The organism is Paenibacillus sp. FSL M7-0134, from assembly GCF_038007865.1.
Lineage (GTDB): Bacteria > Bacillota > Bacilli > Paenibacillales > Paenibacillaceae > Paenibacillus > Paenibacillus polymyxa_B.
On record NZ_JBBOXV010000001.1, the window covers coordinates 1,127,501 to 1,144,926 of the forward strand.

The 17,426-nt window shown below is 46.0% G+C and carries 16 protein-coding genes, 2 rRNA genes and 1 riboswitch (1 of these 19 cut by a window edge); of the genes, 16 read left to right on the forward strand and 2 right to left on the reverse strand.

Going from position 1 to position 17,426, the window contains the following annotated elements; all coding sequences use genetic code 11:
- The 3 genes from NSQ58_RS04945 to NSQ58_RS04955 all read left to right on the forward strand — a co-directional run.
- A 23S ribosomal RNA gene (locus NSQ58_RS04945) occupies positions 1-2,408 on the forward strand (it extends 519 nt beyond the left edge of the window).
- A gap of 150 nt (positions 2,409-2,558) precedes the next feature.
- Positions 2,559-2,675: ribosomal RNA gene (gene rrf / locus NSQ58_RS04950) — 5S ribosomal RNA — on the forward strand.
- 235 nt (positions 2,676-2,910) lie between these two features.
- Positions 2,911-3,330 (forward strand): hypothetical protein, encoded by a 420-nt coding sequence (locus tag NSQ58_RS04955; protein ID WP_013308104.1) that lies wholly within the window; start codon positions 2,911-2,913, stop codon positions 3,328-3,330.
- 373 nt (positions 3,331-3,703) lie between these two features.
- Here NSQ58_RS04955 and NSQ58_RS04960 read toward each other — a convergent pair whose 3' ends face one another.
- Entirely contained in the window at positions 3,704-4,231 is a 528-nt protein-coding gene (locus NSQ58_RS04960; protein ID WP_023986421.1) for a hypothetical protein, read from the reverse strand.
- A 400-nt stretch (positions 4,232-4,631) separates the two neighbouring features.
- Here NSQ58_RS04960 and NSQ58_RS04965 point away from each other — a divergent pair, with 400 nt between their 5' ends.
- The 10 genes from NSQ58_RS04965 to rsmI all read left to right on the forward strand — a co-directional run bounded on the left by NSQ58_RS04965 (position 4,632) and on the right by rsmI (position 12,658).
- A complete protein-coding gene (locus tag NSQ58_RS04965; protein WP_023986422.1) occupies positions 4,632-4,817 on the forward strand; it encodes a sigma factor G inhibitor Gin in 186 nt (61 codons plus the stop codon).
- Between the two features lie 144 nt (positions 4,818-4,961).
- Entirely contained in the window at positions 4,962-6,545 is a 1,584-nt protein-coding gene (locus tag NSQ58_RS04970) for an aminotransferase class I/II-fold pyridoxal phosphate-dependent enzyme (protein WP_069079940.1), read from the forward strand.
- Positions 6,546-6,648: 103 nt separating this feature from the next.
- Positions 6,649-7,296 carry a dTMP kinase gene (tmk, locus tag NSQ58_RS04975; RefSeq protein ID WP_068938708.1) on the forward strand — a complete coding sequence of 216 codons (648 nt, stop codon included), beginning with the start codon at positions 6,649-6,651 and terminating at the stop codon, positions 7,294-7,296.
- Between the two features lie 74 nt (positions 7,297-7,370).
- The gene (locus NSQ58_RS04980) at positions 7,371-7,700 is read left to right on the forward strand and encodes a cyclic-di-AMP receptor (protein ID WP_007427998.1); all 330 of its coding nucleotides are present in this window, start codon (positions 7,371-7,373) and stop codon (positions 7,698-7,700) included.
- A 197-nt stretch (positions 7,701-7,897) separates the two neighbouring features.
- On the forward strand, positions 7,898-8,341 hold the full coding sequence (locus NSQ58_RS04985; RefSeq protein ID WP_013308108.1) for a YaaR family protein: 444 nt from the start codon (positions 7,898-7,900) through the stop codon (positions 8,339-8,341).
- A gap of 247 nt (positions 8,342-8,588) precedes the next feature.
- Positions 8,589-9,593 (forward strand): DNA polymerase III subunit delta', encoded by a 1,005-nt coding sequence (gene holB, locus NSQ58_RS04990; RefSeq protein ID WP_341056974.1) that lies wholly within the window; start codon positions 8,589-8,591, stop codon positions 9,591-9,593.
- Between the two features lie 138 nt (positions 9,594-9,731).
- Positions 9,732-10,532: a PSP1 domain-containing protein gene (locus NSQ58_RS04995; protein WP_013308110.1), complete on the forward strand. Its 801-nt coding sequence runs from the start codon at positions 9,732-9,734 to the stop codon at positions 10,530-10,532.
- Between the two features lie 27 nt (positions 10,533-10,559).
- A complete protein-coding gene (yabA, locus tag NSQ58_RS05000; RefSeq protein ID WP_025722558.1) occupies positions 10,560-10,934 on the forward strand; it encodes a DNA replication initiation control protein YabA in 375 nt (124 codons plus the stop codon).
- A 90-nt stretch (positions 10,935-11,024) separates the two neighbouring features.
- The gene (locus tag NSQ58_RS05005) at positions 11,025-11,780 is read left to right on the forward strand and encodes a tRNA1(Val) (adenine(37)-N6)-methyltransferase (RefSeq protein WP_023986426.1); all 756 of its coding nucleotides are present in this window, start codon (positions 11,025-11,027) and stop codon (positions 11,778-11,780) included.
- On the forward strand, positions 11,777-12,658 hold the full coding sequence (gene rsmI / locus NSQ58_RS05010; RefSeq protein ID WP_023986427.1) for a 16S rRNA (cytidine(1402)-2'-O)-methyltransferase: 882 nt from the start codon (positions 11,777-11,779) through the stop codon (positions 12,656-12,658). Before NSQ58_RS05005 ends, rsmI begins: the two co-directional genes overlap by 4 nt.
- A gap of 124 nt (positions 12,659-12,782) precedes the next feature.
- Here rsmI and NSQ58_RS05015 read toward each other — a convergent pair whose 3' ends face one another.
- Positions 12,783-13,037, reverse strand: a complete 255-nt coding sequence (locus tag NSQ58_RS05015; RefSeq protein WP_007428005.1) for an AbrB/MazE/SpoVT family DNA-binding domain-containing protein — start codon at positions 13,035-13,037, stop codon at positions 12,783-12,785.
- Positions 13,038-13,368: 331 nt separating this feature from the next.
- Between NSQ58_RS05015 and NSQ58_RS05020 the strand changes: the two genes are divergently transcribed.
- The 3 genes from NSQ58_RS05020 to NSQ58_RS05030 all read left to right on the forward strand — a co-directional run bounded on the left by NSQ58_RS05020 (position 13,369) and on the right by NSQ58_RS05030 (position 17,369).
- A complete protein-coding gene (locus NSQ58_RS05020; RefSeq protein WP_023986428.1) occupies positions 13,369-14,652 on the forward strand; it encodes an HD domain-containing protein in 1,284 nt (427 codons plus the stop codon).
- Positions 14,653-14,694: 42 nt separating this feature from the next.
- On the forward strand, positions 14,695-15,465 hold the full coding sequence (locus NSQ58_RS05025; RefSeq protein ID WP_068938706.1) for a TatD family hydrolase: 771 nt from the start codon (positions 14,695-14,697) through the stop codon (positions 15,463-15,465).
- A 201-nt stretch (positions 15,466-15,666) separates the two neighbouring features.
- Positions 15,667-15,949, forward strand: a riboswitch (cyclic di-AMP (ydaO/yuaA leader).
- 271 nt (positions 15,950-16,220) lie between these two features.
- The gene (locus NSQ58_RS05030; protein ID WP_071559543.1) at positions 16,221-17,369 is read left to right on the forward strand and encodes a 3D domain-containing protein; all 1,149 of its coding nucleotides are present in this window, start codon (positions 16,221-16,223) and stop codon (positions 17,367-17,369) included.
- Positions 17,370-17,426: the final 57 nt, after the last annotated feature.

The window sequence follows — 17,426 nt, forward strand, 5'->3', positions numbered from 1 at the left end:
AGGTGAAAAGCACCCCGGAAGGGGAGTGAAATAGATCCTGAAACCGTGTGCTTACAAGAAGTCAGAGCCCGATCTATGGGTGATGGCGTGCCTTTTGTAGAATGAACCGGCGAGTTACGTTCCCGTGCAAGGTTAAGGTGAAGAGCTGAAGCCGCAGCGAAAGCGAGTCTGAATAGGGCGAATGAGTACGTGGACGTAGACCCGAAACCGGGTGATCTACCCCTGTCCAGGGTGAAGGTGCGGTAACACGCACTGGAGGCCCGAACCCACGCATGTTGAAAAATGCGGGGATGAGGTGGGGGTAGCGGAGAAATTCCAATCGAACCCGGAGATAGCTGGTTCTCCCCGAAATAGCTTTAGGGCTAGCCTCGGAAAAAAGAATCGTGGAGGTAGAGCACTGATTGGGTGCGGGGCCCGCAAGGGTTACCAAGCTCAGTCAAACTCCGAATGCCATAGATTTAGTTCCGGGAGTCAGACAGTGAGTGCTAAGATCCATTGTCGAAAGGGAAACAGCCCAGACCATCAGCTAAGGTCCCCAAGTGTGTGTTAAGTGGGAAAGGATGTGGAGTTGCACAGACAACCAGGATGTTGGCTTAGAAGCAGCCACCATTGAAAGAGTGCGTAATAGCTCACTGGTCGAGTGACTCTGCGCCGAAAATGTAACGGGGCTAAACACACCACCGAAGCTATGGCTTGATGCAATGCATCAGGGGTAGGGGAGCGTTGAATGCGGGTTGAAGGTGTACCGTAAGGAGCGCTGGACTGCATTCAAGTGAGAATGCCGGTATGAGTAACGAAAAGATCTGTGAGAATCAGATCCGCCGAAAGCCTAAGGGTTCCTGAGGAAGGTTCGTCCGCTCAGGGTAAGTCGGGACCTAAGGCGAGGCCGATAGGCGTAGTCGAAGGACAACAGGTCGAAATTCCTGTACCACCGTAATCCGTTATGAGCAATGGGGTGACGCAGTAGGGTAGTGACGCGGACTGATGGATGTCCGTCTAAGCAGTGAGGCTGGTGTGTAGGCAAATCCGCACATCGTTAAGGCTGGGCTGTGATGGGGAGCGAAAATTGTAGTAGCGAAGGTCATGATCTCAGACTGCCAAGAAAAGCCTCTAGCCAGGAGAAGGTGCCCGTACCGCAAACCGACACAGGTAGGCGAGAAGAGAATTCTAAGGCGCGCGGAAGAACTCTCGTTAAGGAACTCGGCAAAATGACCCCGTAACTTCGGGAGAAGGGGTGCCTCGGTAGGGTGAATAGCCCGAGGGGGCCGCAGTGAAAAGGCCCAAGCGACTGTTTAGCAAAAACACAGGTCTGTGCGAAGCCGCAAGGCGAAGTATACGGGCTGACGCCTGCCCGGTGCTGGAAGGTTAAGGGGAGTGGTAAGCCTTCGGGCGAAGCTATGAACCGAAGCCCCAGTAAACGGCGGCCGTAACTATAACGGTCCTAAGGTAGCGAAATTCCTTGTCAGGTAAATTCTGACCCGCACGAATGGCGTAACGACTTGGGCGCTGTCTCAACGAGAGATCCGGTGAAATTTTAATACCTGTGAAGATGCAGGTTACCCGCGACAAGACGGAAAGACCCCATGGAGCTTTACTGCAGCTTGATATTGAATTTGGGTACGATCTGTACAGGATAGGTGGGAGCCGTAGAACTTTGAGCGCCAGCTTGAAGGGAGGCATCCTTGGGATACCACCCTGATCGTATCTAGGTTCTAACTTGGTACCGTGATCCGGTGCGAGGACAGTGTCAGGTGGGCAGTTTGACTGGGGCGGTCGCCTCCTAAAGAGTAACGGAGGCGCCCCAAGGTTCCCTCAGAATGGTTGGAAATCATTCGAAGAGTGCAAAGGCAGAAGGGAGCTTGACTGCGAGACCTACAAGTCGAGCAGGGACGAAAGTCGGGCTTAGTGATCCGGTGGTACCGCATGGAAGGGCCATCGCTCAACGGATAAAAGCTACCCTGGGGATAACAGGCTTATCTCCCCCAAGAGTCCACATCGACGGGGAGGTTTGGCACCTCGATGTCGGCTCATCGCATCCTGGGGCTGAAGTAGGTCCCAAGGGTTGGGCTGTTCGCCCATTAAAGCGGTACGCGAGCTGGGTTCAGAACGTCGTGAGACAGTTCGGTCCCTATCTGTCGTGGGCGTAGGAAATTTGAGAGGAGCTGTCCTTAGTACGAGAGGACCGGGATGGACGTACCGCTGGTGTACCAGTTGTTCCGCCAGGAGCACCGCTGGGTAGCTATGTACGGAAGGGATAAGCGCTGAAAGCATCTAAGCGTGAAGCCCCCCTCAAGATGAGATTTCCCAATTAGTAAGACCCCTTGAAGACGACGAGGTAGATAGGTTGGGGGTGGAAGTGCAGTAATGCATGGAGCTGACCAATACTAATCGGTCGAGGGCTTATCCTAAATAAAACGCAAATAAGTTTCGGATCCAGTTTTCAGGGTGTAACCTTGAAGGTATGTACAAGTGACATACGACAAGCGCGTGGCTATTCATTCACACGATATGTGATGAACCGAATAACCGTACGATAGAATTTACGATGTAAATTCATGTTTGGTGGCGATAGCGGAGGGGTTCCACACGTACCCATCCCGAACACGACCGTTAAGCCCTCCAGCGCCGATGGTACTTGGACCGCAGGGTCCTGGGAGAGTAGGACGTCGCCAAGCAACAAGTAAAGAGGACCATGATCTCATTGAGATTATGGTCCTCTTTTTTGCATATACGTATACTTTAGAAATATCCTTACAAAAGGAAGGTAACATTTTTGTTACGGAATGTAAGAGTAAACCCTGTATAATATAGGTATTGAATCCCATACACACACGCTGCATTATTGCAGAATTATGCAAACTCCATCATAGGATTTTGTATAGTCAATCAGGCTGGTAAGGAGGGAAGATCATGCGGCGAAATAAATGGCTTGCTCTATTGGTGCTATTCAGTGTCGCTGTCGCGATTCTTACCGGGTGCGTGGAGGAGGAGCCTTCTTGGACATCGTTTGAGGGTGCTGCCAATGAGAAGACGTTTCCGGTTCCCAAAGAAGCTAGTAAAACCGATCGGGCCAGCAGTAATTCGGACATGGACTATGTTCGCTATGCACTGCCAGCATTGAAGGAAAGTGATAGTCTACCTGCTCCTTATCTAGAGGAGATTGCAGCTTGGGGCTGGACTGAGGAACCGAATTTATCCACCTCGAATCAGAAGGTGTTTCAGAAAAATAAACACATGGTGCATTTATCTGTGCATGATGGTTCTTTTACTGTATTGGTTCCAAAAGACAGAAAGGCTGTTGTGAAGAGCAAAAGCGTGGATCTTAATTAGGAACACGGTTTTCAACCGAGTAAGCAGCATAGGATTTATTGTAGATCATATTTTTAGTAAACTCATAGCGTATTGTATGCTGTGTATAATGATGAATGAAGAGATCGGATATGGGGAAGCACTCAGAACTGCCGTTGAGTAGGGAGTGGCTTCCTTTTATATATTTGCATGTTGATCAAATGCTCTACATGAATAACGAGGATAATGATGAGGAAAAGTTTACTTGATAAGCGAATATAACGATTATAGTTGTTAAGTCACGAAAAAAGGAGTAACCGGTTGAGGTTGCTCCTTTTTTATTGCTTCGGTCTATATGGGTGTAGGTTAGTTCAGACCTGAATTTTCTATCTGTACAGATAATGAGTGGTTAGATTTACTGTTGATAATATGAGGCATCTTCATCGGTAAACTTCAACATGCCGTCTTTTCTCTCGCCTGTAAGCCGACTGAGGATGTATAGACGCGGTGCAATAAGCCATAGATGCCAGAAGAGTAAGGATACAGTAAAGGCTGGTGGAGACCAGAGAATGAATACGGCTGATAAGCAGATACCGATCCAGAGGGTATGTATGTGCACACGACGAAAGATGCTATAGCCTATATACTGGTCTGTCATATAGCCTAGCCAAGGTAATTTACGATGGAATGCCCAGCGTTTGCGGAAGGATGTTCCGCCACCGATGTATAGGACAGATCGTGAGATTACGAAGTGTACCCATAAGGTTAGGAAAAAGGCAAGAGCAAACAAAAACACGCTAGTCCAGGAAAAGGCAAGAAGCAGAAAGAGAAGCATAATAATAGGTAATGTGATGTGACTCCATATTAGTTGACGCGGTATACTGATTTTTTTAATGAGCTTGTAGTGATAGTAGGTAGCTTTGGTTCCGGTTTCCTCTGTCATGCGAACAGTCCTTTCATTAATCTACTGCATCACAAGTGGCTTCCCGTCCACAGCCGGAAAAAGGGACGGTACTTCGCTCATGCCGCTTTAAATAAGCATTTAATCGTTTTTGTAGAAATACAGAATGATCAACATCCAGTGTTAGCTAGCCTACTCTATAATTACTGGAAAAGCTATCACTGATGAAGTGTTCAAGGGCTCCGATGAAAGGGTATCCATACATAAGAGCTTTTCTTATTATATCGGCATAGACGGCTGTTTTTTAAACATACGGGGTACAAACACCATAATGGCCCAGAAGGAATATATATAGAGTATATCGTCGAACTGGGCTATGAAAAGGTTTAAAATAGTAGAAAGTGCCCCATACTAATAGTAAAAGAAACAAGGTGGGATGGATATGCATGATCAAGGCGGCCACCGCTGCATTATATGCGGGCAGCACAAGCATGAAGGCATTTTTATCGTTTCCGAGTTTATCTGTGATACGTGTGAAGCTGAAATGGTGCACACGGATGCAACTGATGCCAAATATCATTTTTTTATTGATCAATTAAAGCAAATCTGGGTACAGAAAAATGCATAATATCCTTTGCTAATTAGTCTTTGAAGGATTGGCATTCCAAGGTCTGTCGATACGGGCCTTTTTTTCTGTGAGTAAAAGTAGGATTCCGCTTGATTTTACGATAAAATAAGGTAGATATAAAGCTTTGTTTGGAAGGATTGCAGAATGATGGGGAAAAAGGCGGTACATGCACCATTAATGGAAGCTCTAATACGTTACCGGACTCAGGGCAATGCTTCTTTCCATGTACCCGGTCATAAAAATGGACAAGTATATGAGCATGAAAATATTGCGTCTCTGTTGCAAGAAGTGATGTCTATTGATGCGACAGAAATTTCTGGACTGGATGATTTGCATCACCCAGAAGATGTGATTCGTGAAGGGCAGGGACTGGCTGCAAAGTGCTTTGGTGCTGAGGAGAGCTTTTGGCTAATTGGAGGAAGCACGGTCGGTAATTTGGCTATGATTTTAACTGTATGTACGGAGCCGGGAGATCTACTGCTGGTACAGAGGAATGTACACAAATCTGTCCTGAACGGTCTCATGCTGTCAGGGGCTAACGCGGTATTCCTGGATCCGGAAATAGACACACTAAGCGGACTGGCGGTTGCCCCAACGACGGATACAATAAAGGCTGCACTGAAGGCCTATCCTTCGGCTAAAGGGGTGTTACTTACACTACCTAATTACTATGGAATGGGGCATGACCTGACGGCAACGGCTAAGGCCTGTCATGCAGCCCATGTGCCGCTATTGGTAGATGAGGCACACGGTGCCCATTATGGGCTGCATCCTCGTTTGCCAGCCTCTGCGCTATCCTGCGGGGCTGATGTAGTCGTCCAGTCGACACATAAAATGCTTCCAGCCATGACCATGGGGGCCATGTTACATGTGCAGGGAGAGAGAATCCATCGGGAACTGCTTCGTCAGCGGTTGGCGATGGTGCAGAGCTCTAGCCCTTCTTATCCGTTAATGGCTTCACTGGATTTGGCAAGATGGTATATAGAGGCGTATGGAGCGGATGCTTTTACAGTGGGCTTAGCGTCGGCAGATGCTTTTAGAAAGGGCCTGGAGCAGCTCCCACGCTTTCGCTTGCTAGAACCTACACAGCAGGTACTAGAGGGGAAAGGCGCTCACAGGGGAATCTCTGAGGTCCTAGAAAGGGCTGAGGAGGGAATAAGCGGATATTCAACCCAGGACCCTTTTAAATTGGTGCTGTATGATACATGGGGGATACTGGATGGGTTTGGACTCAAGCATGAGTTGGAGACTTATGGATGTACTCCAGAGATGAGCGACGAAAAACATGTTGTTTTATTGTTTACGTTAGGCTCTACGCCTAAGGATGCGAGTCACCTGTTGCAGGCTCTTGTGCATATAGATAATGATATAAGATTTAAGGAGACGGCTGGTGAGCCGGGGGCAACGGAAAAAGAGCTGCAAAGACTCGAATTAGATTTTTCCACGTGGAACAATGATAGAATGAAGGGATACTCTAGTCCGGTGCCGTTTGGACTTCGACCGATTAGCCCGGATCAGATAGAGAACGTGTCTGTAGAGGATTCCGCTGGCAGGGTAGCGGCTGAAATGATTATCCCGTATCCTCCAGGTATTCCGCTGTTATATACAGGAGAAACAATCACAGAAGCGATTGCACTGCGGATGAGTCGTCTACGTGAGCTGGGAGCCAAGTGGCACGGGATAGCAGATGAAGGTATGCTTACAATTCGGGTATTCCGTTTACAATAAAGATTAGATACTAGAGACTTAACAAATACAGAAGACTGAATAAAAGAAGCATACGTAGCCTGTGGGTGACTTTTATTTTTCAGGCAGGAAAGCAGGGAATAACATGAATCGCAAAGGCATTTTTATCACACTGGAGGGGGGAGACGGCTCCGGTAAAACAACTATGATTCAACGGCTGGCGAAGTTTATGGAGGAAGAAGGCTATCCAGTCATCACGACGAGGGAGCCGGGTGGCATCGAAATTTCCGAAAAGATTCGCTCTATCATTTTGGACCCTGCTCATACCAGTATGGATGCTCGAACAGAGGCACTTTTATACGCGGCGGCGCGGCGTCAGCATTTGGTGGAGAAGGTAAAGCCGGCTATTGAACAGGGAGCTATCGTATTATGTGATCGTTTTGTGGATAGTAGCTTGGTCTATCAAGGATTTGCAAGAGGGATCGGAATTGAAGAGGTAGCTTCAATTAATCGCTTCGCGGTTGATGATTGGGAGCCGGATGCCACATTTTATCTGGATATTGAGCCTGAATTGGGATTGGCAAGAATTAATGCGTCACGAGGAGCAGAAATGGACCGTCTCGACATGGAGAGTATATCGTTTCACCATAAGGTGCGAGAGGCATATTTGGAGTTGGCTCGCAAATTTCCGGAGCGAATTACAATTGTTGATGCATCTCCGGCGCCAGAGCAGGTGGAGCAAGTATTGAGGGATTTGCTGAAAAAGCGGTTTGTTCAGAATTTTAGCATATAATTGTCGAAGGATATACGGTAAAATTGAGCTAGGGACAAGGTTGTCTCTAATATGACTTGAAGGAGGAATACAGGATGAAGCTGATTATTGCGATTGTACAGGATAAGGACAGTAATAGATTATCCAGCGGACTGGTGAAAGCTAATTTCCGTGCTACCAAATTGGCGAGCACAGGAGGATTTCTGCGTGCAGGTAATACGACATTTATGATCGGTGTTGATGACAATCAGGTGGACTCATTAATGAACGTCATTCGCAGCAGTTGCAAGGTTCGTGAACAGCTGGTCACACCCGTTACCCCTATGAGCGGGACGACGGATTCCTATTTACCGTTACCTGTTGAAGTGCAGGTGGGTGGAGCGACGGTATTCGTGATGCCTGTAGACCGTTTCGAGCATTTCTGAATCTACACAATAGGGCCTATTCTGCCGATATGATAGGGGAATCGCCTGTATCTTCTCACATGATGGGAGTGAGGGCAGATCCACTAAAACGGCAGCGCTACAGCGTAGTCCCCGGAAAGCCGAAGAAACCCCGAGTTCTAGTTTGAACTGTTCATGAAGGGGGAAAGTGGAAGCATCCGGGGAGAAAGCAGGTTTATATGAAAATAAATCCGGGCTATCGCCCTTTACAAAGTACATTGTCTACAAATGAAATGAGTGCAAAGCCAATTCAGCCCAAGAGCTTCTCCGACGTTATGCAGCAAAATGGGGAGCAGGCTTCGCAGGAGGAATTGAATCGGCGCTTTAAGGAAATACAAATGCAGGGAGATCGTCTTGCACGTTCAATGACGATTCGTGAGTTGAAGGCTTATAAGATGCTGGTTAAACGTTTTTTGGAAGATACAGTTCGGCGAGGCGTGTCCATGAAGGACACAAAGGGTTGGGATCGCCGGGGACGCAGCAAACGTTATAAGCTGATTGATGAAGTGGATGAGCTGTTGCTCAAAATGGCGGATGAGCTGCTTGAAACTGAACAAGGCAAGATTGAGCTTTTGCAAGGGGTCGGTGAGATCAGAGGATTGCTGATTAATCTCTCATTTTAATGCAGACTTATGTTATAAATGAATACAGACGGGCTGTTGCCACGAAGAAATAATCTGCTTGCTGATCATGCTGGCAGATTATTTTTGACTATGTATATGTGGGCAGACGTGATACGGAAATAGCAGCAGTTGCCCCGAAAAACGAGGATTTGAAGTTGGAATCATGAAAATAGCAACAAAGTTTGCCCGGAAGAACAACGGTTTGCTGAGGGATCACAGTTGTTTTCAGTGGAGAAAGTGAGGAAATATGTCTTTTCAACATATAATGGGCCAGGATGTAGCCAAAAAAATGCTGCAAAGTGCACTACGGAATCATACGGTCAACCATGCCTATGTTTTTAGCGGGCCGCCGGGAAGCGGGCAGATGAACATGGCGCAGATCTTTGCTAAGGCTTTATTTTGTGAGCGACAGACGGATGATGCATGTGGGGAGTGCTTGTCGTGCCGTAAGGTAGAGCACGGGAATCATCCAGATTTGCACATTGTAGAGCCGGATGGAGCTACGATTAAAATTGATCAGATTCGCGGGCTTCAACGTATATTTTCTTACAAATCTGAAAGCTCCAATCCGAAGGTATATATTATTCGACAGGCGGATACCATGACAGTGCAAGCTGCTAATAGCCTACTTAAATTTTTGGAGGAGCCCCAGATTCCAGTGGTCGGTATACTCATTTCTGAAAATGGACAGGCGTTGCTACCTACGATTCAATCACGGACGCAGCAGGTTCCTTTCCACGCTTTACAGCCAGAAGTGATGATGCAGGCGTTAATTGGGGAAGGCTATACGGCAGGGCTTGTCCGGTCGGTCGTTCATATTGCTTCAGGACTGGAATCATGTAGAGAAATTCTCCAGCAGAATTGGTTTGCAGAAATTAGAAACGTAGTGTTACAATTAGTGAAGGAGTCCATGAGTCGGGGGAGCTCGTCTATTATTCTGGCTCAACAGAAGATTTTTAAAACTGGACTTTCTGAACACCTGGATATTCTGTTTCATCTGTTTCATCTGTTTCATTTGTGGTTTAAGGATATGCTTCATTTCCGTTACGGAAGGCACGAAAGCATTGTTTTCATAGATCATTTGGAGTCCGTCTCCAAATTGGCAATCACCCGCAGCACGGAACAATGGGTCTCTTATATGGATTTGGCCGCGAATTGCAGGAAGAAGCTCCGTTTTCACGTCAACGGGCAATTATGCGTGGAGCAGCTTCTGATTGGGTTGTCCGATACAAGCGGTTCTATCACCGGCTAACAGGAAGGCGCGCTTGTTCCACTCTGCACAATCCGCGACGCCAGGTTCCCGGTTTGTGCGACAGTGAGACTTCAATTGCGGCCATTCGTACAATGTCGGCTTCAAATGAGGTTTAGTGGCATACAAGGGGGTTAATTTTTGTATAGTGTAGTGGGTGTCCGTTTCAAGAAGGCGGGCAAGACTTATTATTTTGATCCGCTGGACCTTCCAGTGGAGAAAGAAAACTGTGTCATTGTAGAGACCGCGCGCGGTATTGAATATGGCAAGGTTGTAGTGGGCAAAAAAGAGGTAAATGATTCGGATGTTGTCCTGCCCTTAAAAAAAGTCATTCGTATTGCTGGGGATGATGACGCTCTTGTTGTAGAAGAGAATAAATTGGCGGCCAAGGATGCATTCGGCACGTGTTTAAATAAAATTAAAGACCATGGCCTTAAAATGAAGCTGGTAGATGTAGAATTTACATTTGACCGCAATAAGATCATTTTTTATTTTACGGCAGAGGGTCGGGTGGATTTTCGAGAGCTTGTAAAGGACTTGGCCAGTATTTTTCGTACACGGATCGAGCTGCGGCAGATCGGCGTACGGGATGAGGCTAAAATGCTTGGCGGAATCGGACCTTGTGGACGTATTCTGTGTTGCTCCTCATGGCTGGGGGATTTTGAGCCGGTATCTATTAAGATGGCGAAGGATCAGAGTTTGTCGCTGAATCCGACGAAGATTTCCGGGTTGTGCGGGAGATTGATGTGCTGCCTCAAGTTTGAACATGATAACTACGAAAGCATGCGAGAAGAGCTACCTCAGGTGGGTAAGATGGTTATCACCTCTTTGGGAGAAGGTAAAGTCGTAGGTGTGAATGCAGGTCATCGCACGGTGCATGTTCAACTGTTTGAGATCAGTAAGGTCAAGGAACTTCCAATGGACGATGTAGTCGTCAAGTAAACCATTAGGTTGCTTCGGGGTGGAAACTTGGATAAATTAAATGTTTTTGCGCGTATTCACGAAATGGAAACCCAAATGGGACAGTTGCATAGCGATCTGGGTGAATTGAAACTGGCAGTAAAAGAGCTGCTGGAGGAAAATCAACGACTAACGATTGAAAACGAACAGGTGCGCAAGATGCTCAAACGTGAAACCTCTGGAGAAGAAAAGACGGCAAACAAGCCGAAGCTTCCTCCTCCGATCGTCATTAAGGATGAAGGGCAAACGGGTGAGGTCGTGGGCGAAGGCTACGACAATCTAGCAAGGCTGTATCATGAAGGATTTCATATATGCAACGTGTATTACGGACATTTGCGAACGGAAGGCGATTGCCTCTTCTGTCTGTCATTTTTGAATAAATAAAAACAAGCCGTAGGAGCAAGATGCCTACGGCTTTTTTGTAAGGAAGTATGAGTGAAAAGCGATTTTGGTTATAAAAGATGGGAGAGCATTATGGACGAAAATGAAAAGAAGTCTGAACGAATTGATGATTTACTTTCACATAATTTGCGCATTATCCAAAGTGATGAAGTATTCAGCTTCTCGATGGACGCGGTCTTGCTGGCACGTTTTGCTGGTATTCCACAGCGTGGAAAGATCCTGGATCTGTGTACTGGCAATGGGGTTGTCCCGCTGTTGCTAACGACACGAACAAAAGCGTCTATTGAAGGAATTGAGATTCAACCACGCTTGGCAGATATGGCTAGACGCAGTGTCAGCTTGAATGGATTAGAAGCAGCAATTCAGATTCGGGAAGGGGACCTACGTGAGCTGGTTCACATCACGGGACATGGTGTTTATGATGCGATTACCGTGAATCCCCCCTATATGCCGCTAAATGGTAGCGATATCAAGCTGAATCCTCACCAGGCAATTGCCCGTCATGAAGTGAACTGTACACTGGAAGAAGTCATTCAGGCATCCACCCGGCTTGTCCGTAATGGGGGAAAAGTATCCATGGTTCATCGCCCGCAGCGATTGGGTGAGATTATAACCTTAATGCGTAATCATAGTCTGGAACCCAAACGAATACGTTTTGTACACCCACGAGTTCATATGGAAGCCAATATGGTACTGGTTGAAGCATTACGTGACGGCAAACCAGAGGTTCGTCTGTTGCCTCCGCTCATTGTATATCAGGAAAATGGGAATTATACTCAGGAAATAAGAGATATTTATGGAGAAGTAAGCAAGGGGGATTCTGTGTGAAAGCAGCTGTACAAAAAAGCTTTAGTACCAGCGAAGAAGAACGGGGAAAGTTGTATCTTGTTGCAACACCCATTGGGAATCTGGACGATATGACCTTTAGGGCGATTAACACCTTAAAATCATGTAGTATTATCGCTGCCGAAGATACGCGGCAGACACGCAAACTGCTCACCCATTTCGAAATTACACCGGATATGCTCTTCAGTTATCATGAACATAATAAGGCTGCCAGTGGGCCTGAACTGATACGTTATATAATAGAAGGAAAAAATTTGGCACTGGTTAGCGATGCAGGTCTACCGGCCATTTCTGACCCTGGTTCGGATCTGGTCAAGCTGGCACTGGAAGCGGAAATTAGCGTCATTCCTATCCCAGGAGCAAATGCGGCACTATCGGCTTTAATTGCTTCAGGACTGGATACAGAAAGGTTCACCTTCGCTGGCTTTCCACCACGGGAGAAAAAGGACCTAGAGAAGCTGTTGCTATCGTTTCAGGTATCTCACGGCACAATTATTTTTTATGAATCGCCTCATCGCATTGTGAAGACATTGATGGTGTTGAAGGAAACATTAGGTTCACGCAAAGTGGTGCTTGCGCGTGAGCTGACCAAGCTGCATGAGGAATGGGTTCGGGGAACCGTGGAGCAATGCCTTGCTAGACTAGAGGGAAATCCACCGATTGGTGAATATTGCCTGGTGGTTGAAGGAAAAGACGAAGAGGAAGAGGAACAGGAACGTCAGGCGTGGTGGCAGTCCTTATCTTTGGAGTCCCACGTCGCACATTACGAGGCAGAGGGACTTACACGCAAGGATGCAATGAAGCGTACAGCCACAGATCGTTCAATCTCCAAGAGAGATGTTTACAACGCACTCTTATGAATATCTGTCTGAACAAAAAAGGGCCTTCCAACGGTTGGGTTCAAACCGTGGAAGGCAACAAGGAGTATATATGAAAAAGGTTAGAATTAACAATATCTGATAAGTCTATTATATACTAAAATTCTCAGTTTGTCACAGGTGTTGGGATTTCAGAAATGCAATCTTGGCAAACAATTTTCCCTTTGAAGTAAATTACGTTCTCAGCATTGCCGCAGAAGATACAAGCAGGCTCGTATTTTTTAAGCATGATGCGTTCGCCATCAACATAAATTTCCAAAGCGTCTTTCTCTCCGATTCCCAGGGTACGACGCAATTCGATTGGAATAACAACACGTCCGAGCTCGTCAACTTTTCTTACAATACCAGTGGATTTCATCATAATAAATCAGGCTCCTCTCGCCGTTTAAAATAATATAAGTGTCATGATTCGACAAAATTTTCTCTTTTCTGATATTTACTATACCAACGATTCCCAAAACAGTCAACCTTAAAAATGTAGTAACAGTCTGATTATGCAAAAGTATTTAGATTAAAGACCTTTACTCATGTGTATTGCCTTATCTTATTGATGATTTATTCAGTTTGTCGATTTGGAAATGTCGAAAAACTATAATTCGACATATTACGACAAAGAATGTCGAATGAAGGAAATCATTTAGGATTTTATTGTATTTTAATCCATTATTCCGAATATTAAAGGAGCTGATATCTTGCACCAGCCACTCAGTGAAGAAAAAGTTTTTAAAGACCCGGTACATAATTACATCCATGTTCAGGATACTGTGATATGGCGGTTGATCAACACGCCGGAGTTCCAACGTTTACGGCGCATACGGCAGTTAGGCACATCGTATCTTACGTTTCATGGAGCGGAGCATAGCCGTTTTTCACATTCATTGGGCGTATATGAGATTACGAGACGTATTATTTCTCAATTTGAACGTGGAGATTTCCCAGATTGGCCGAAGGAGGAAAGGCTGGTTGCTCTGTGTGCGGCCCTATTGCATGATGTGGGGCATGGCCCATTTTCTCATTCAATTGAGGAAGCCTTTCATATGAACCATGAGGATTGGACATGCCGCATTGTACTGGGAGACACGAAGATCAACGCCGTGCTACGGCAAGTCGACGACAAGCTTCCACAAAAGGTGGCTGCGGTTATAGCCAAAACGTATGATAAGCCAATCGTTGTCAACTTGGTAACCAGTCCGCTAGATGCCGACCGTATGGATTATTTGTTGCGGGATGCTCATTCAACAGGTGTCAACTACGGCACGATTGATTTGGATCGTATTTTACGACTGCTGCGTCCTCATAATGGGAGAATTGTTGTGAAGGAATCAGGCATGCATGCAGTAGAAGATTATTTAATGTCACGCTATCAGATGTATTGGCAAATTTATTTTCATCCTGTAACACGCAGCTCGGAAATCCTTTTACGTAAAATTTTCAAGCGAGCAAAGGAATTGTTTAAAAACGGATATGAGTTTGGTTTTCTGCTGGACCCGCTGCCGGATCTGTTGAAAGGAGAGCTTACAGTAGAGCAATATCTGATGCTCGACGAGTCATTAATCCAGACCGTATTTAGCCAGTGGAAACGAGAAAAGGACGAGATTTTAAGTGATTTGAGCAGCCGTTTTATGGACCGTAGATTGTATAAATATGTAGAGATTGAAAATATGGATACAGATACCATTGACAGTATTAGAGAAGCTTTGAAAGAGGCTGGTTTGCACCCTGAATATGATTTTGAAATTGATTTTCCGACAGATCTTCCTTATGATGTGTTTCGGCAGGGTGGCTCGACGGACAACCAGATTTTACTGCTTGGACGTCAGGGCGAGGTGAGTGAAATATCCGAAGTTTCGGAAATTGTGCGCTCAATAAGTGGTATTCACCGAGGAAAATATCATATGTATTTTCCCCAGAATAAATTGAACGCGGTAAAAGACAGGCTTCCTGCCGAAATAAGGAATTATTTTGTCAAAGAATAGACAACTATATAGAAATGTAAGTAAAAAAAGGAGATGTAAACCTTGGATTTATTCGACACTCATACTCACTTGGATGCGCCACAATTTGACGAAGATCGTGAAGAAGTTATAGCACGTGCTGTCGAATCAGGAGTAACACGGATGATCAATATCGGATTTAATCGTGAGACCATTCCATCCACCATGAAATTGGCCGAGACGTATGATTTTATTTATGCGGCAGTCGGATGGCACCCTCAGGATGCTATTACAATGCAGGAGGGCGATTTAGAATGGATTGCATCGTTATGCAGTCATAAGAAGGTTGTAGCCATCGGAGAGATCGGTCTGGATTATTATTGGGATACATCACCGAAGGATGTTCAGCATCGGGTGTTTCGAAATCAAATTGGTCTGGCTCGTGAGCTCAAAATGCCCATTGTTATTCATAACCGGGATGCACATGAAGATATTGTTAGGATATTGCGCGAGGAAAAAGCGAGTGAGATTGGAGGAGTCATGCACTCCTTTTCGGGTAGCTGGGAGACAGCCAAAATGGTGCTGGATATGGGATTTCACCTTTCCTTTGGTGGTCCAATAACGTTCAAAAATGCCAAGCAGCCAAAAGAGGTGCTCGCACAGGTGCCGCTGGACCGTCTGCTCATTGAAACTGATGCTCCCTATCTGACGCCTCATCCGTTTCGTGGGAAGCGAAATGAGTCTGCACATGTGAGACTGGTAGCAGAGGCTGCAGCCCAAATCAAAGGGATTACAGTGGAGGAATTAGTGTCAATAACGACCCAAAATGCCCTGGAACGATTTGACATTCAATGAAAAAGTGAAGAAATCGATCAAAATAAAGAGATAGACGAAGCTAATCATGAATTTGTTGCAGGAAACTCGAGAATATTACAATATTTTAACCGAATATTTTAAAAAATGTACTTGAAACCTGCTTTACAACATGCATAGAAACAGGATATCATCTTTTCAGTGAATTGTTGTTTGAATGTAAACATCAACAAGTCATTTCATGAACCAGTCTCGCTGAGTCCCTTTTACAGGGAACGGGGGAACCGATATGGCTTACAGTACGTCCGGCATATGTGCAAGAAGGGAACGTCTCTTCCGCCAGCCGGCTCGACCGAAATTCTTTCCCCGGATGGGATTGAATAGGTGGAGGAGCCGTATTTCGATTTCTTTCTGGGTCTTCGGGGTGAATGTGAAGGCGACCGCCATGAGCGGTTGACCCAAGCTAGGGCGACTCTCTACGTCCGAACCCGACAGCTAACCCCGTAAGCGTAACAAGAGAGAAGCCATCTCGTGCATGAGTTTTCCCGCATATTCACACATGCCGGAAGCCACGAAAGAGCTCTCTAGTCTCTTTCTCTGGCTTTTTTTGTTGTGAATAAAAGAAAATCTGTCATCATACTGTGGTTAAACAGGGGAGGACAGCATGCCGCGAAGACGGGTACATGGTGCAGGACAGTCGCAGTTTGGGCTTGTCTTGTAGAAAATCTGTTATAGTCACGTCAAATCTCAACTATGTCTTACTCCAGACGGCGGGCTATGTAAGGAGGACGGAGGAAATGGGCATTTTCCAAAAAAAGGATACCCATGAGTCACGCTCATCCAGCATGTCTTACGTATTGCGTTGGAAGCAAGAGAATGTGCGCCAGGCTGCTTTGGTTGCTATTTTTCTAATCGCGCTAACGATTATGATTTCAATTCTGATGTACACGCAATCTAAAAAACAAGTCTTTTTTGTCATCGATGGCAAGGCGTCTGCGGTAGAAACCCGGGAATCCAAGCTTCAAGATTTGCTGAGCGAGCATTCCATTTCACTTCAGCCGCATGATACAGTTTCCATGCCGCTAAATGGAGCAATACAGGATGGCGATCGCGTAGTCATTAAACGTGCCAATCAAGTCAAAGTATCTTCAGGCAATGAGACGAAAAAGCTGTACACAACAGAAAATACAGTAGAAGGTGCCATTCGTACCTCGGGCTATAAATTATCATCAACGGATAAAGTTTATCCTGCGTTGGATGCCTCTGTTTCGTCTAACATGGACATAAAAATCGTCCGTGTGAAGAAACAGCAGGTCGAACAGAAAAAACAGGTGCCTTATCAGGTCATCAAAACGGCCGATCCGAGTCTTTATAAAGGCGATAATCGGGTCATTCAAAGCGGCAAATCGGGTGTGGTCGTCCAGCACGTTCAAAAGGTATATCATGATGGAAAGTTGGTATCCAAACAGCTGGTTAACAAGGAAGTTGCACAGAACCGTGTGGATAAAGTCATTGCAGTAGGAACGAAGAAAAAACCGGTCGTTCTGGCTGCTTCCGTCGGTCCCAATGATGCGGTTAAGGCAACAACGGTTAGTTCGGGCAGTGCTGTCCGTAAAGCAGGCGTCAATTTTAAATATAGCAAAGTTTTACAAAATGTCTCCATGACGGCGTATTCCTCACAGGAGCCAGGTATCGGTACACGTACTGCATCCGGCGCACGTGTCACGGAAGGACGCACCATCGCGGTCGATCCGAGTGTAATTCCAATCGGCTGGTGGGTGTATATCGAAGGGGTGGGCTTCCGCCGTGCGGAGGATACCGGTGGCGCGATTAAAGGCCACAAAATCGATGTGTATTATGAGAGTTTGAGCCGAGCCAACCAATTTGGTCGTAAGCACGGTAAAACCGTTTATGTTATCGGACCGATAAAGCCTGAAATCAACTAAAACAGGTTGTGTATGTTGAGGGCAATGCGATAGTATTAACAACATAGTTATGCCATG

What these genes read in the sequence shown, in the direction of transcription:
- NSQ58_RS04965 (WP_023986422.1), top strand. Translation starts at nt 4,632, where the DNA reads ATGCATGATCAAGGCGGCCACCGCTGCATTATATGCGGGCAGCACAAG.
- NSQ58_RS04985 (WP_013308108.1), top strand. Translation starts at nt 7,898, where the DNA reads ATGAAAATAAATCCGGGCTATCGCCCTTTACAAAGTACATTGTCTACA.
- NSQ58_RS05030 (WP_071559543.1), top strand. Translation starts at nt 16,221, where the DNA reads ATGGGCATTTTCCAAAAAAAGGATACCCATGAGTCACGCTCATCCAGC.
- NSQ58_RS04980 (WP_007427998.1), top strand. Translation starts at nt 7,371, where the DNA reads ATGAAGCTGATTATTGCGATTGTACAGGATAAGGACAGTAATAGATTA.
- NSQ58_RS05015 (WP_007428005.1), bottom strand. Translation starts at nt 13,037, where the DNA reads ATGATGAAATCCACTGGTATTGTAAGAAAAGTTGACGAGCTCGGACGT.
- NSQ58_RS04955 (WP_013308104.1), top strand. Translation starts at nt 2,911, where the DNA reads ATGCGGCGAAATAAATGGCTTGCTCTATTGGTGCTATTCAGTGTCGCT.
- holB (WP_341056974.1), top strand. Translation starts at nt 8,589, where the DNA reads ATGTCTTTTCAACATATAATGGGCCAGGATGTAGCCAAAAAAATGCTG.
- NSQ58_RS04970 (WP_069079940.1), top strand. Translation starts at nt 4,962, where the DNA reads ATGATGGGGAAAAAGGCGGTACATGCACCATTAATGGAAGCTCTAATA.
- NSQ58_RS05005 (WP_023986426.1), top strand. Translation starts at nt 11,025, where the DNA reads ATGGACGAAAATGAAAAGAAGTCTGAACGAATTGATGATTTACTTTCA.
- tmk (WP_068938708.1), top strand. Translation starts at nt 6,649, where the DNA reads ATGAATCGCAAAGGCATTTTTATCACACTGGAGGGGGGAGACGGCTCC.
- NSQ58_RS04960 (WP_023986421.1), bottom strand. Translation starts at nt 4,231, where the DNA reads ATGACAGAGGAAACCGGAACCAAAGCTACCTACTATCACTACAAGCTC.